Below are 13,748 nucleotides of genomic sequence, written 5' to 3' on the forward strand. Positions count from 1 at the left end.
GTAACGAATCTTTAGGAGAGCAGGATGAAATTCAGTGAACAATGGCTGCGTGGCTGGGTAAGCCCGCAGGTAGATCGCGACGCGCTGGTTGCCCGTCTGTCGATGGCCGGCCTTGAGGTCGATAGCGTTACGCCGGCCGCCGGTGTTTTCAGTGGCGTGGTCGTGGGTGAGGTGTTGAGCACCGAACAACACCCCGATGCCGACAAGTTGCGTGTATGCCAGGTCAGCAATGGCGCGGAAACCTTCCAGGTCGTGTGCGGAGCGCCAAACGTGCGTCCGGGCCTGAAGATCCCGTTCGCCATGATCGGTGCCGAGCTGCCAGGCGACTTCAAGATCAAGAAGGCCAAGCTGCGTGGTGTCGAGTCCAACGGCATGTTGTGCTCCCAGGCCGAACTGCAAGTCGGTGAAGGCAACGATGGCTTGATGGAGCTGCCGGCCGACGCGCCAGTGGGCCAGGACATCCGTGTTTACCTGGAACTGGAAGATGCCAGCATCGAGGTCGACCTGACGCCGAACCGTGGTGACTGTCTGTCCCTGGCGGGTTTGGCCCGTGAAGTTGGCGCCTTGTACAACGCCCCGGTCACCCGTCCAGTGGTTGCTGCGGTGCCTGCGGTACACGACGAAGTGCGCCCGATCGACGTGTTGGCGCCAAACGCCTGCCCGCGTTACCTGGGTCGTGTGATCCGCAACGTCGACCTGTCCAAGCCAACGCCGCTGTGGATGGTTGAGCGCTTGCGCCGTGCCGACGTACGCAGCATCGACGCCGCCGTCGACATCACCAACTACGTGATGCTGGAGCTGGGTCAACCGCTGCACGCTTTTGACCTCGCCGAAATCAACGGCGGCATCCGCGTGCGTATGGCAGAAGAAGGCGAGAAGCTGGTACTGCTCGACGGTCAGGAAGTCAGCCTGCGTGCCGACACCCTGGTCATCGCCGACCACTCCCGCGCCCTGGCGATTGCCGGCGTGATGGGTGGCGAGCACAGCGGCGTATCCGCGACCACTCGCGATGTGTTCCTTGAAAGCGCGTTCTTCGACCAGATCGCCATCGCCGGTAAGGCCCGTTCCTACGGCCTGCACACCGATGCCTCTCACCGCTACGAGCGCGGTGTGGATTGGAACCTCGCCCGTGAAGCCATGGAGCGCGCCACTGGCCTGCTGCTGGAAATCACCGGTGGCGAAGCCGGCCCGGTCACCGAAACTGTCAACGCACAGTTCCTGCCGTCCGTTGCACCGATCACCCTGCGTGCCAAAAGCGTTGAGCAGATGCTTGGCCTGGTCATTGATCCGGCTGAAATCGAGCAACTGCTGTCGGCTCTCGGCCTGGCTATTTCCTCGAGTGGGGAAGGGCAGTGGCACGTTGAAGTACCAAGCCATCGCTTCGATATCAGCCTGGAAGTCGACCTGATCGAAGAGCTGGCCCGTCTCTACGGCTACAACCGCCTGCCGGTCCGTTACCCGCAAGCGCGCCTGGCGCCACAGCCTAAGGCAGAAGCGCGTGCACACCTGCCAGAGTTGCGTCGCCTGCTGGTTGCCCGTGGTTATCAGGAAGCGGTGACCTACAGCTTCATCGATCCGAAGCAGTTCGAACTGTTCAACCCAGGCGTCGAACCGCTGTTGCTGGCCAATCCGATCTCCAACGACATGGCGGCCATGCGTTCTTCGCTGTGGCCCGGCCTGGTGAAAGCCCTTTCCCATAACCTGAACCGTCAGCAAGACCGCGTGCGCATGTTTGAAAGCGGCCTGCGTTTCGTCGGTCAGTTGGACGGCCTGAAGCAAGAGCCGATGCTGGCCGGTGTGGTCTGCGGCAGCCGTCTGCCGGAAGGCTGGGCACAGGGTCGCGACGCTGTGGACTTCTTCGACGTCAAGGCTGACGTGGAAGCGGTACTGGGCTTTGCCGGTGCTCTGGACGCCTTCACTTTCGTGCCGGGCAGCCATCCTGCATTGCACCCAGGCCAGACGGCACGCATTGAGCGTGAAGGTCGGCTGGTCGGTTTCGTCGGCGCCATTCACCCTGAATTGTCGAAAACCCTCGGTCTCGACCGTCCGGTCTTCGTATTTGAGCTGGTTCTGGCTGAAGTGGCTTCTGGCAAGATGCCTAAATTCAGCGAGTTGTCGCGCTTCCCTGAAGTGCGCCGTGACCTGGCCTTGATCGCCGACCGTGAAGTGGCCGCCACTGCTGTTCTGGATGTAATCCGTGAAAATGCAGGGGAATGGCTGACAGACCTCAGGCTATTTGACGTCTATCAGGGTAAAGGTATTGATCCGCATAGAAAAAGCCTTGCAGTTGGCTTGACCTGGCAGCATCCATCGCGCACTCTTAATGATGATGAGGTGAATACCACGACACAAAATATCCTCACCTCGCTCGAACAAAGGTTGAACGCCACGTTAAGGAAGTGACGTATGGGGGCTTTGACGAAAGCTGAGATGGCGGAACGTCTGTACGAAGAGTTGGGTCTGAACAAGCGCGAGGCCAAGGAATTGGTCGAGCTGTTTTTTGAAGAGATCAGACACGCTCTGGAAGACAACGAACAGGTCAAATTGTCCGGTTTCGGCAACTTTGACCTGCGGGACAAACGCCAGCGGCCTGGCCGCAATCCAAAAACGGGAGAAGAAATCCCGATCACGGCTCGCCGTGTGGTCACCTTTCGTCCAGGGCAGAAGTTGAAGGCCCGAGTTGAGGCTTATGCTGGAACCAAGTCATAACGACGAGCTACCCGTCATCCCAGGCAAACGCTACTTCACCATTGGTGAAGTCAGCGAGCTCTGTGCGGTAAAACCGCACGTGCTGCGCTATTGGGAGCAGGAGTTTCCTCAACTCAACCCCGTCAAACGCACCGGGAACCGTCGGTATTATCAGCGCCAGGATGTGCTGATGATCCGACAGATCCGCGCGTTGCTGTACGACCAAGGGTTCACCATCAGCGGCGCGCGCCAGCGTATGTCCGGTGATGAAGCCAAAGACGACACTACCCAATACAAGCAAATGATCCGCCAGATGATCGCCGAACTCGAAGATGTGCTGGTGGTGTTGAAGAAGTGATTCAAGCTTTTAAAATACTTCCACATTTCAAAAGCTTGCGGTATATTCCGGATCGCTTCGTCAAGAAGCAAACCCAGTAACACGCCTAGTCGGGGCGTAGCGCAGTCCGGTAGCGCACTAGCATGGGGTGCTAGGGGTCGAGTGTTCGAATCACTCCGTCCCGACCATATTTTTCAATGTCTTAGCCCAATCTTTGCAGGTTGGGCTTTTTCATGCCCGGAAGAAACCATATTCACCCCTCAGGATCGTCCCCCTCTCGCACCATCACGGCACACCTTGTTACAACCATTCGCCCCAGGGTGCAGTCGGTATAGAACTTCAGTCATCTGTTCTCATCCAAATTCCAGGCGTGTTTCAAACCGTGAGCGCCTGCTGACAACCCATAGAGGTTCACAGAATGAAAATGACACTACCCGTCCTGATTTTGGGCGCCCTCATTTCGCAAGGAGCGATGGCCGCCGGAGATGGCACAGCAGCCCTTGGGGGCGGCGTTGGTGGTGCCCTTGGTAATATCGTAGGTCAACAGCTAGGTGGCTCAACGGGCGCAGCGGTAGGCGCAGGCGTTGGTGGTGCCGCCGGCAGCGCTGTCGGGGCTCAAAGGGGCAACCGAGCGGAAGCCGCGCTAGGTGGTGGTATCGGCTCAGCCGGCGGCTCGCTGATTGGTAATCGTCTCGGAGGCACAACGGGGTCGACTATTGGCGCCGGTGTAGGTGGTGCCGCAGGCGGCGCGCTGGGGAATAATCTGGCAGATGATGAGAGTGGTCATCGATCAGACGGCAAGAAGCACAAAGGCAACAACAAGCACAAACACAAGAACAAGCATCGTTAGGCTCTGACGGTGTCACATTGAAGCCCGGCCCAGCGCCGGGCTTCTTGTATCTGCCATTTGTAGAGGTTGATCGATGCACCATCAATACGGGGGCCCACTAAGTCAGTAGTGGGGCCCCTTTCTCGTTTCTGGCTTTCGCAGATTTACACGATCATGGCCTCAACATCTGCCAGGGTGGCGTGTGGGATGACACTGTCCGGAATCCTGGAGGTGTCAGACAGGTTGTAAACCATGAAGTCATCACCCATGACCTTATCGGACATCAATTCAAACGACGGCAGTATGCGCGTGAAGTAGTGCTGATCGAGCCCGCAGGGTGAGTGGGTGGAATCAGCACTTTCGTAAAACCTGCCTGAGCGCTCGTCCAGATCAACGCCCACCAGAAAAACCTGGGTAAATCCGACATGGAATGCCAGCTGTATAGCCAGATAGGCCACGGTTCGAGCGTCAAAAAAGCCCTCGCTCATGTCTTTGCTGAATCCCAGCGGTCTTTCGCGGCTAGGCAGCAAGGGATGATTGACGACCAGCGCACTGTGTTTGCCTCGAACAGATTCCAGCCAGGAGGGCCGCTTGGCTTTGGATAATGGGTACAGCCGTCCAGTCGGTCGAGCATGAGAGGAGCGTGCGTGATCTTCCCACAGCGCAACCCTTTGGCTGATCGCCATTGCCTGCTTGAACAGCTCCGGCTGCTGCTCGGAGAAACTTCTGTCCGTACAGGCGTAAAAGTACGGCTTAACGCCAGTATCGAGAAACATCGAAATGGCGCCATTCATCGTGATCATTGGCACGTGCGCGAATTTTTTGATGGGAAAGGACTTGGCTGACGGGCCGGAAGCAATGATAAAGACCGCACCTGACTCGGTGTTCCGGCAGGCGTCAAAATCGCTCAGGTCCAGTTGGTATTTGTTCGCAAGCCAAGGGGCTGTGAAGGGGGCGTACAAAGCCTGCTGAGCGTTACCAGCATGCTCGATGGCGACGAAGGCTGTCTGTTTCATCGGGCCCAACCGTGCAGTGAGAAGAAAGTTCGTACATCACCCGACCCTATGGCGGATGGCTGAGTTCCTTCTTAAAGCAAAGTTCATGGTCTGGTCTGCTGACGGATATCCTGTTTTTGAGTGGGACATTTCCTGGTATTGGCAGCGGTTTTTGCCCACCTCCCGTTACTTCCGCCCACAGGTGGTGCGTTTTCTGAGCTATTTGGTAGCAGTTTCCTACGCGCGCGATCCTCTCTATTATCGCTATTTCATCGCTATCCCATCCAAATCAATCACTTGCTATATCCCCCGATCAGTTGGCACACATCCTGCTTTTTTGTATTCGTGGATAATTGGATACAAAAATTCAAAAGGTGCTGCCGATGCAATTTGCCCCCGCTTACGTTGACCGCCAGCCCCTCACCGCCGAGGAGGAGGCCTACAACTTTCTGCTCGACGCCATATGCAATGGCCGCTACCGCAAGGGCGACCGCCTGATTGCCGAGGACATCGCCAGCGAGATCGGTATGAGCCGCATGCCCGTGCGCGAAGCTTTCCGTCGCCTGGATGCCCAGGGTCTGGTAACCCTCAGGCCTAACCGGGGCGCCGTCGTCAGTGGCCTGGATATCGATGAATTGCACGAAGTGTTCGAGATGCGCAGTGCCCTCGAAGGCCTGGCTGTGCGCGTGGCGGTCGCACGCATCGGCGAACGCCAATTGGCCGCACTGGAGCGCCTGCTCGACGAGATGGACGATTACCGCGACGAAAGCGCCGCCTGGGTCAGCCGCCACCGCGCTTTCCACGAATACCTGTGCAGCCTCAGCGGCCGTCCGCGCTTGATGAAGCAGATCTCGGCGCTGTACTCGCTGGTGGAAGCGCCCATGCGCCTGTGGTTGCAGCATGGCGAGAAACCCCTCAGCGCCCGCCAGGAACACGCGGTGATCCTCGATGCCATCCGTTCCGGTGACGCGGCCCGCGCCGAGGCAGTGGTGCGCGAGCACATCGAGGGGACCGTGCCAGCGCTGATCCAATTCCTGCAAACCGAAAAATAAGAAAGACCTGCTGTGTTTTGACTTTGAGTCCTGCCCCGTTAACCAACGAACTGGAGTGTCTGGTCATGCATAAACGCCGCGCCTTGCTGGTGGCTGTCTCCCTCGGCCTCTGTACACAATGGGCCATTGCCGCGCCCCAAGTACCGGAGCGCCTGAAGAGCGTCGATAAACTGGTGTATTGCTCGGGGATGGATTCGCCGCCCCTGGTGTCCTTCGATGAAGCGCAGAAGCCGCGCGGGCTTACCGTCGACCTCGGGCTCGAGATCGCCAAGCGCCTGGGCGACAAACACGTGCAGTGGCGGGTGATTCCGTTCTCCGGCCTGGTGCCGGCGTTGCTTGCCCAGCAGTGCGACATGATCGTCGACCAGCTGTTCGACAAGCCCGAACGGCGCCAGGTGATCGACATCGTCAACTACATGTACTCCAGCCAGTCGGTGGTGGTGCCCAAGGGCAACCCCAAGGGCATCAAGGCCTTGGATGACCTGTCCGGGCACAAGGTTGCGGTGCTCAACGGCTCCACCATCAAGACCCTGCTGGACGCGCAAAACGACAACCTGACCAAGGCCGGCAAGCCACCGATGAAGCTGGTGGTCTACAACACCGACACTGATGCCTTCCAGGCCCTGCGCATCAGCCAGGTCGACGCGTATGGCACCACGGTGGAAACCGCCGGCTACTACGCCGCGATGGCCCCGGACCTGTTCCAGGAAGGTGTACCGGCCTTCAGCCGCATCCTCACTGGCCTGGGCATGCGCAAGGACGACCCGCAGCTCACCGCCGCCGTGCAGCAAGTGATCAGCGACATGCGCAGTGACGGCAGTTATGTGGCGTTGCTGAACAAATGGCATGTCAGCAGTGACACTCTCGACTGAGGTTTGCGGCGATGAACTTCAATTGGGATGTGTTCTGGCAGTACCTGTTGCAGCCCAGCGGGGTCTACCTCACCGGGCTGTGGCTGACGTGCCTGATCGCGGTGTCGGCGATGTTGCTGGGCTGCGTACTGGGCTTGGCGGCGGCGCTGTTGCGCCTGTCGAAGAATCCGTTGCTGCACCTGCCAGTGCGGTTTTACGTGTGGTTGATGCGCGGCACGCCGCTGCTGGTGCAGATCGTGTTTCTCTACACCGCGCTGGCGGCCGGGGGGATTTTCCGCTTTGAGGATATCGACCTGTTCGGCCTGGTCGTGCCCGGCAATATCCAGGCGGCGATTATCGCCCTGGGCCTCAACGAAGGCGCGTACATGGCTGAAATCATCCGCGCCGGCATTGGCGCCGTCGACAAGGGCCAATACGAAGCCGGGCGCTCCCTGGGCATGGGCTTTTCCAAGCTGATGCGGCGCATCGTGCTGCCCCAGGCGTTTCGCGTGATCGTGCCGCCGCTGGGCAACGAGTTCAACGTGATGCTCAAGAACACCACCCTGGTCAGCGTGATCGGCGTGCAGGAATTGCTGCTCAGCACGCAAATGGTCACCTCGGCGACGTTCCGCGTGTTCGAGCTGTACCTGGTGGTGGCGATCTACTTCCTGATGCTCACCACGCTCTGGGGCTTCTTCCAGCGCTGGCTGGAGGCACGTTTCGGCCAGTCCGACCGGCCTTCCGCGCCGCCACCGGCGTCCAGCCGCATGTTCGGGCGCAGCACTTTGAAACTGCTGAGGGGACGATAACCATGGCGCATCACAGTGAAGAACTGATCATCGAAGCGCTGGATATCCACAAGTCGTTTGGCACGCTGCAGATCCTCAAGGGCATTTCCCTGCAAGTGCGGCGCGGAGAAGTGGTGGTGCTCATTGGCGCCTCGGGTTCGGGCAAGACCACCTTTATCCGCTGTATCAACCTGCTCGAAGACATCCAGGGCGGGCGCATCCGCGTCAACGGCCGCGCCATGGGCTATCGCGAGCGCAGCGACGGCAGCCTGGTACGCGACTCGGAGCGCAACATTGCCCGCCAGCGCCGCGACATCGGCATGGTGTTCCAGCGTTTCAACCTGTTCCCCCACATGACCGCGTTGGAAAACATCATCGAAGCGCCGATCCAGGTACTCGGCACACCCCGCGTCGAAGCCTTGGAACAGGCCCGTGGATTACTCGCTCGGGTCGGCCTGGCGGACAAGGCCAACCATTACCCGTCGATGCTCTCCGGTGGCCAGCAGCAACGGGTGGCCATCGCCCGTGCCTTGGCGATGAAACCCCAAGCCATGCTGTTCGACGAACCCACCAGCGCCCTCGACCCGGAAACCGTCGGCGAAGTGCTGCAGGTGATGAAGGAGCTGGCCGAGGAGGGCATGACCATGGTGGTGGTCACCCACGAAATGGGCTTTGCCCGTGAAGTGGCGGACCGCGTGGTGGTGCTCGACCAGGGTGAACTCATCGAACAGGGGCCACCGGAACAGATTTTCAGCCACCCCAGCCATCCCCGTACCCGAGCCTTTCTCAGTCGCGTGTTATGACCCTTCCAAGGAAATGTGCCATGCGTTTATCCAGCTTGTTTGCAGCCCTGTGCTGCGCCGCCGTTGTACCCATGAGCCAGGCTGCCACACCTGTGGTCAAGGTCTACAACTGGTCCGATTACATCGGCCCCGACACCTTGAAGAACTTCGAGAAAGACAGCGGCATCAAGGTGCAATACGACATCTTCGACACCAACGAAATGCTCGAAGCCAAGCTGCTTTCCGGGCACTCGGGATATGACGTGGTCGTGCCCTCCAGCCAGTTCCTGTCCAAGCAGATCCGCGCCGGCGCCTACCAGCCGTTGCAGCGGAATTTGCTGGATAACTGGAAGCACCTGGACCCGCGCCTGATGCAGCGCCTGGAAGCCGCCGACCCTGGCAACCGCTACGCCGTGCCTTACATGTGGGGCACCGTGGGCATCGGCTACAACGCAGAAAAAGTGCGCGCCGTGCTGGGCAAGGACGCGGTGCTGGATTCCTGGTCGATGGTCTTCGAGCCAGGCAACCTGGCCAAGCTCAAAAGCTGCGGCGTGGCCTTCCTTGATGCCCCGGTGAAGATCATCCCGCAGGTCATGCTCTACCTCGGCCTGGACCCCAACAGCACTCAGCCCGACGACTACAAGCAGGCCTCGACACGCTTGATGGCGCTGCGGCCCTCGGTGACCTACTTCAACTCCTCGAAATACACCGCCGACCTGGCCAACGGCGATATCTGCGTGGCGGTCGGTTATTCCGGCGACGTGATGCAGGCCCAGAGCCGCGCCAAGGAAGCTGGCAAACATATCGACATCCGCTACCTGATCCCCAAGGAAGGCGTGAACCTGTGGTTCGACATGCTGGCGATTCCCAAGGACGCCGGCAACACGGCCAACGCCCACGCCCTGATCAACTACCTGCTGCGCCCCGAGGTGATCGCGCCGATCAGCGACTACGTCGGCTACGCCAACCCGAACAAAGACGCCACGCCACTGATGGACCCCAAAGTCAGCGGCAACCCAGGTATCTATCCTGGCGATGACGTGATCAACCACACCTTTGTCTCCGCCGACCTGCCGGAAAATATCCAGCGCCTGATGACCCGGGAATGGAACCGCATCAAGTCCGGCCAATGAATCGAAGAGCCTCTGCCATGTTGAAATTTTCTGCTCACGAGTACCCTTATCCCTCGCAGCGCCAGAGTGTGTTTGCCCAGCGCGGCATGGTCGCGGCGTCCCAGCCCCTGGCCGCCCAGGCCGGTATCGAGATCATGCAAAAGGGCGGTAACGCCATCGACGCTGCCATTGCCACGGCGGCCGCTTTGACGGTGGTGGAACCCACCGGCTGCGGCCTCGGCGGCGATGCGTTTGCCCTGGTCTGGTGCAAGGGCCAGTTGCACGGTTTGAATGGCAACGGCCATGCGCCGGCGGCCTTGAGCATCGAGGCGGTCAAGGCCTGCGGGCATGACCAGATGCCGCTGTATGGCTGGACGCCGGTCACGGTGCCCGGTTGCCCGTCGGCTTGGGCGGAGCTGTCCCAGCGTTTCGGCAAATTGCCGTTTGCCGAGTTGCTGCAACCGGCCATCCGCCTGGCGCGCGACGGTTTCCCGCTGTCGCCGGTGGTTGCCTATCAATGGCAACTCACCCTGGAAGAGTTCACGCCTCATCGCGATGCGGCGCTGGACGCCTGGTTCGACACCTTCCTGATCGACGGCCGCGCGCCACAGGCCGGGGAGATGTTTCGCAACCCGGCCCAGGCCCGCACCCTCGAAGAGCTGGCGGCCACCCGCTGCGAAAGCCTGTATCGCGGCGCGCTGGCCGAACGCTTGGACGCGCATTCCAAGGCCAGCGGCGGCTACCTGCGCGCCAGCGATCTCCAGAATTACCGCGCCGAGTGGGTGGAGCCGATCCACGTCAATTACCGCGGGGTGGACGTGTGGGAAATCCCCCCCAGCGGCCAGGGTTTGGTAGCGTTGATGGCGCTGAAAATCCTCGAAGGTTTCAGCTTCGATCACCGCGACAGCCAGCAGACCTGGCACCGCCAATTGGAGGCGATGAAACTCGCCTACAGCGACGGCCTGCACTACATCACCGATCCGCTGCACATGCGCGTGGCCGTCGCTGACCTGCTCAGCGATGACTACAGCGCGCGTCGCCGTGGGCAGATCGGCGAACAGGCCCAGCCGCCCAAACCCGGCGACCCTCACGCCAGCGGCACGGTGTACCTGGCCACGGCCGACGCCGAAGGCAATATGGTTTCGTTCATCCAGAGCAACTACCATGGCTTCGGCTCCGGCGTGGTGCTGCCCGACAGCGGCATCGCCCTGCAAAACCGTGGGCAGGAGTTCAGCCTCGACCCAACCCACGCCAACTGCCTGGCGCCGGGCAAGAAAACCTTCCACACCATCATCCCCGGCTTTCTCACCAAGGACGGCCAGGCCCTTGGCCCGTTCGGCGTGATGGGCGGCTACATGCAGCCCCAGGGTCACGTGCAGATGGTGATGAACCTGGTGGATTTCGGGCTCAACCCGCAGGCGGCTCTGGATGCGCCGCGCTGGCAATGGCTGGGCGACATGAACGTGGGCATCGAACAGGGCGCCTCCCGCGACTTGGCCAACGCCTTGGCACGGCGCGGGCATCAGGTGCAGATCGCCAGCGACCTCACCGACTACGGGCGCGGGCAGATCATCCTGCGCGACCCGGTCAGCGGGGTGCTGTGCGGCGGCACCGAGCCCAGGGCGGATTCGCATATCGCCGTCTTGTAAACCTAGGCCCGGTTCGCCGGTGCCGCCGGATAGTCGGTGTAGCCCCGAGTCGGGCTGCCGTCGATGCCGTAGAACGTCGTGCGATCGCCTTCGGCCAGTGGCCAATCGTGTCGCATGCGTTCCACCAAGTCCGGGTTGGCAATGAACGGCCGGCCGAACGCCACCAGATCCAGATCGCCCTGGGTCAACACCGCTTCGGCCCGGGCGCGATTGAAACCACCCGCCGCGATCAGGGTGCCTTGGTAGGCCTGGCGGAACGCTGTGGCGAAGCCTGCGGGGATGGCTTCTGCCCCCAGCGTGAGCTGATCGCTCAAGTGCACATAGCCGAGGTTGCGTGTGTTGAGCGCGGCAGCCAGGCTCAGCCACGTCTGGGCTTCCTCGACGTACGGATGCATATCGAACAAGCGGCCGAAGGGCGAGAGGCGTACGCCGACCCGCGCGCTGCCGATCTCGGCGGCCAGGGCATCCAGGGTTTCCAGCAGGAAGCGCTGGCGGTTGGCGATGGAGCCGCCGTACTCGTCAGTGCGGGTGTTCAGCGCGCCATTCAAGAACTGCTCGAACAGGTAGCCATTGGCACCATGCAATTCGACCCCATCAAACCCGGCGTCCATTGCACGGCGTGCGGCGCTGACAAAATCTGCGGTCACTCGACGCACCTCATCGGTATCAAGCGCCCTTGGCGTACTGGCTTGTACCGGCCCTGGCTGGCCGTCGGCAACCCATGCGTAGGCGTTCGATTGGGCGGCGGTAACGGCCACCGAAGAGACAGGTGCGCCCCCTTCAGGCTGAATCGACACATGGGACATGCGGCCCACATGCCACAGTTGCGCGAAGATCTTGCCGCCCTTGGCGTGCACCGCATCGGTGACCCGGCGCCAGCCCTGGGTTTGTGCGTCGTTGTACAGCCCAGGGTTGAACAGGTAACCGCAGCCTTCGCGGGAAATCGGCGCGCCCTCGCTGATGATCAGCCCCGCTGATGCGCGTTGGGCGTAGTAGAGAACAGTGTGTTCATCTGGAATATCGTCCAGTGCTCGGGCACGGGTCATGGGCGCCATCACCACGCGGTTGGTCAACGCAGTGCCGGCAAGGTCGTAGGGTTTGAATAGGGTGCTCATGGGAAATCTCTCAAGGGATCAGAGTTCAGGGACGTTGGGGCCACACCACGTTCAGGCGCGTGCTGCTGATCAACCATTCGCCCTCGACGCGGCGGTATTCATCGACGTACAGGCCCAGCAGCAACAATGGGTTTTCCCCCGTCGGGCGTTGGGTCACGAAGTCGGTCAAGTAGCAACGGCCTTCGGCGCGGTTCTCATCGAGGAGTTCGATCCAGTGGTTGGACACGGCGTGCAGGAAGGGGTACTGGCCGCGTTGCTCGGTATCAAAATCGCGAAAGGCCTGGGCCAGGCCGGCCTTGATGGCTTGACGGCCAGTCCAGCCGGCGCGGTCGACCTGGCAAATGGCGTCTTCGGTAAACAACTGCGCCAGTGCGTCCATGCGGTTGGCATCGAGGTGATGGCAGTAGCGCAGGCGCAGGGTACGGATGGCTTCCAGGCTGATGAGGCGGTTCAAATCGGCGTTCATGGGACCTCTCGGGGATGGTCATTGAAAGTGGTGCCTAGCTTATTTGAGCGTGCGAGGCGGATTAATCCCTGAAAAGTCTGTGCAGCTGATCCTGCGAGGATAGAATTAAATTTTTCCGTGTCGGAGGCAGTGATGGAAACCCTTCAATTCGACGGCATCCCCGAGTTCATCCTGGCCGCCCAACAGGGCAGTTTTACCGCCGCCGCCCAGCATTTGGGCGTGACCAGTTCGGCGGTGGGCAAGAGCGTGACGCGGCTGGAAAAACGCCTGGGCATCAAGTTGCTGCACCGCAGCACCCGCAAGTTGAGCCTGACCCACGAAGGCGAGGTTTACCTGGCCAGTTGCCTGCGGGTGATGGAAGAATTGCGCGGTGTGGAAGGCAGCTTCCTCAGTGGTGTCGCGGAGCCCAAAGGGCGCTTGCGAATTGACCTGCCGGCAGCGTTTGGCCGACGGCATATCGCGCCGCTGCTGATTGCGCTGGCCGGTCGATATTCGCAACTGGACCTGACCCTCACGTTTGGCGAGCGCAAGGTCGACATGATCAACGAAGGCATCGACCTGGCGGTCCGTATTGGTGACCTTAAGGATGACCCGGAACTGGTCGCCCGGCGCCTCGGCGAGCAACGCCTGGTGATCTGCGCCGCGCCGCAGTATTTGCGCCAGCAGCCACCGCCGCTGAGCCCGAGTGATTTGCTGGCGCACGATTGCATCATTGGCTGGCGTATCGGCCTGCGTAAGACCTGGCTGGTGAAAAACCCCAAAGGCATCGTGCAGGAGCAGGAAGTGCGCGTGCGGCATGAGTTCGGCGACGGTGAGATGATGTTGCGCGCCACCCTCGACGGCGGCGGCCTGTGCCAGCTGCCCACGTGGCTGGTGGCCGAACACCTGCGCAGCGGTGCCTTGCTGACCGTACTCGACGACTGTGCCGGGGCGACCATGCCGATTCATGTGATCTGGCCACAGACCCGTTACGTGCAACCCAAGGTACGCGTGGTGGTGGATGCGCTATTGGAAATGGCCGGGCAACAGAACGAGGTGTTTGGTGGCCGCGAAAAATGAACTGAATCAGGCTGTCCCTTTTTTT

General features: G+C 60.8%; 14 protein-coding genes and 1 tRNA gene. 12 read left to right on the forward strand and 3 right to left on the reverse strand.

Going from position 1 to position 13,748, the window contains the following annotated elements; genetic code table 11:
• Positions 1–24: 24 nt before the first annotated feature.
• From pheT to ACP7BX_RS13065, 5 genes are all read left to right on the forward strand, one after another.
• Entirely contained in the window at positions 25–2,403 is a 2,379-nt protein-coding gene (gene pheT, locus ACP7BX_RS13045; RefSeq protein ID WP_426131829.1) for a phenylalanine--tRNA ligase subunit beta, read from the forward strand.
• Between the two features lie 3 nt (positions 2,404–2,406).
• Positions 2,407–2,709: an integration host factor subunit alpha gene (gene ihfA, locus ACP7BX_RS13050; protein ID WP_002553164.1), complete on the forward strand. Its 303-nt coding sequence runs from the start codon at positions 2,407–2,409 to the stop codon at positions 2,707–2,709.
• Positions 2,690–3,046: a MerR family transcriptional regulator gene (locus tag ACP7BX_RS13055; RefSeq protein ID WP_010209127.1), complete on the forward strand. Its 357-nt coding sequence runs from the start codon at positions 2,690–2,692 to the stop codon at positions 3,044–3,046. The genes ihfA and ACP7BX_RS13055 overlap by 20 nt, the downstream gene beginning before the upstream one ends.
• Before the next feature lie 90 nt (positions 3,047–3,136).
• A tRNA-Pro gene (locus ACP7BX_RS13060) sits at positions 3,137–3,213 on the forward strand.
• A gap of 230 nt (positions 3,214–3,443) precedes the next feature.
• Entirely contained in the window at positions 3,444–3,875 is a 432-nt protein-coding gene (locus ACP7BX_RS13065; RefSeq protein ID WP_314534335.1) for a hypothetical protein, read from the forward strand.
• A 143-nt stretch (positions 3,876–4,018) separates the two neighbouring features.
• Here the strand turns inward: ACP7BX_RS13065 and ACP7BX_RS13070 are convergent, their stop codons facing one another.
• Positions 4,019–4,870, reverse strand: a complete 852-nt coding sequence (locus ACP7BX_RS13070) for a lipopolysaccharide biosynthesis protein (protein ID WP_426131827.1) — start codon at positions 4,868–4,870, stop codon at positions 4,019–4,021.
• Positions 4,871–5,232: 362 nt separating this feature from the next.
• Here ACP7BX_RS13070 and ACP7BX_RS13075 point away from each other — a divergent pair, with 362 nt between their 5' ends.
• From ACP7BX_RS13075 to ACP7BX_RS13100, 6 genes are all read left to right on the forward strand, one after another.
• A complete protein-coding gene (locus ACP7BX_RS13075; RefSeq protein ID WP_426131823.1) occupies positions 5,233–5,901 on the forward strand; it encodes a GntR family transcriptional regulator in 669 nt (222 codons plus the stop codon).
• 65 nt (positions 5,902–5,966) lie between these two features.
• Entirely contained in the window at positions 5,967–6,773 is an 807-nt protein-coding gene (locus tag ACP7BX_RS13080) for an ABC transporter substrate-binding protein (protein WP_033901715.1), read from the forward strand.
• 11 nt (positions 6,774–6,784) lie between these two features.
• Positions 6,785–7,561: an amino acid ABC transporter permease gene (locus tag ACP7BX_RS13085; protein ID WP_178953427.1), complete on the forward strand. Its 777-nt coding sequence runs from the start codon at positions 6,785–6,787 to the stop codon at positions 7,559–7,561.
• A 2-nt stretch (positions 7,562–7,563) separates the two neighbouring features.
• On the forward strand, positions 7,564–8,343 hold the full coding sequence (locus tag ACP7BX_RS13090; RefSeq protein WP_426131821.1) for an amino acid ABC transporter ATP-binding protein: 780 nt from the start codon (positions 7,564–7,566) through the stop codon (positions 8,341–8,343).
• A gap of 20 nt (positions 8,344–8,363) precedes the next feature.
• Positions 8,364–9,455, forward strand: coding sequence for a polyamine ABC transporter substrate-binding protein (locus ACP7BX_RS13095; RefSeq protein WP_426131819.1), 1,092 nt, complete (start codon positions 8,364–8,366; stop codon positions 9,453–9,455).
• A 17-nt stretch (positions 9,456–9,472) separates the two neighbouring features.
• Complete coding sequence (locus ACP7BX_RS13100; protein ID WP_426131817.1) at positions 9,473–11,083, forward strand: gamma-glutamyltransferase family protein; 1,611 nt, start codon at positions 9,473–9,475, stop codon at positions 11,081–11,083.
• Between the two features lie 2 nt (positions 11,084–11,085).
• Here the strand turns inward: ACP7BX_RS13100 and ACP7BX_RS13105 are convergent, their stop codons facing one another.
• Both ACP7BX_RS13105 and ACP7BX_RS13110 read right to left on the reverse strand, forming a co-directional pair.
• Entirely contained in the window at positions 11,086–12,198 is a 1,113-nt protein-coding gene (locus tag ACP7BX_RS13105) for an alkene reductase (protein ID WP_426131816.1), read from the reverse strand.
• Between the two features lie 25 nt (positions 12,199–12,223).
• Positions 12,224–12,664 (reverse strand): nuclear transport factor 2 family protein, encoded by a 441-nt coding sequence (locus ACP7BX_RS13110; protein ID WP_426131814.1) that lies wholly within the window; start codon positions 12,662–12,664, stop codon positions 12,224–12,226.
• Positions 12,665–12,796: 132 nt separating this feature from the next.
• Here ACP7BX_RS13110 and ACP7BX_RS13115 point away from each other — a divergent pair, with 132 nt between their 5' ends.
• Complete coding sequence (locus ACP7BX_RS13115) at positions 12,797–13,723, forward strand: LysR family transcriptional regulator (RefSeq protein WP_426131812.1); 927 nt, start codon at positions 12,797–12,799, stop codon at positions 13,721–13,723.
• The last annotated feature ends 25 nt before the right edge of the window (positions 13,724–13,748 follow it).

This window comes from Pseudomonas sp. DWP3-1-3b3, assembly GCF_049896305.1.
GTDB classification, from domain to species: Bacteria; Pseudomonadota; Gammaproteobacteria; order Pseudomonadales; family Pseudomonadaceae; genus Aquipseudomonas; species Aquipseudomonas azotoformans_A.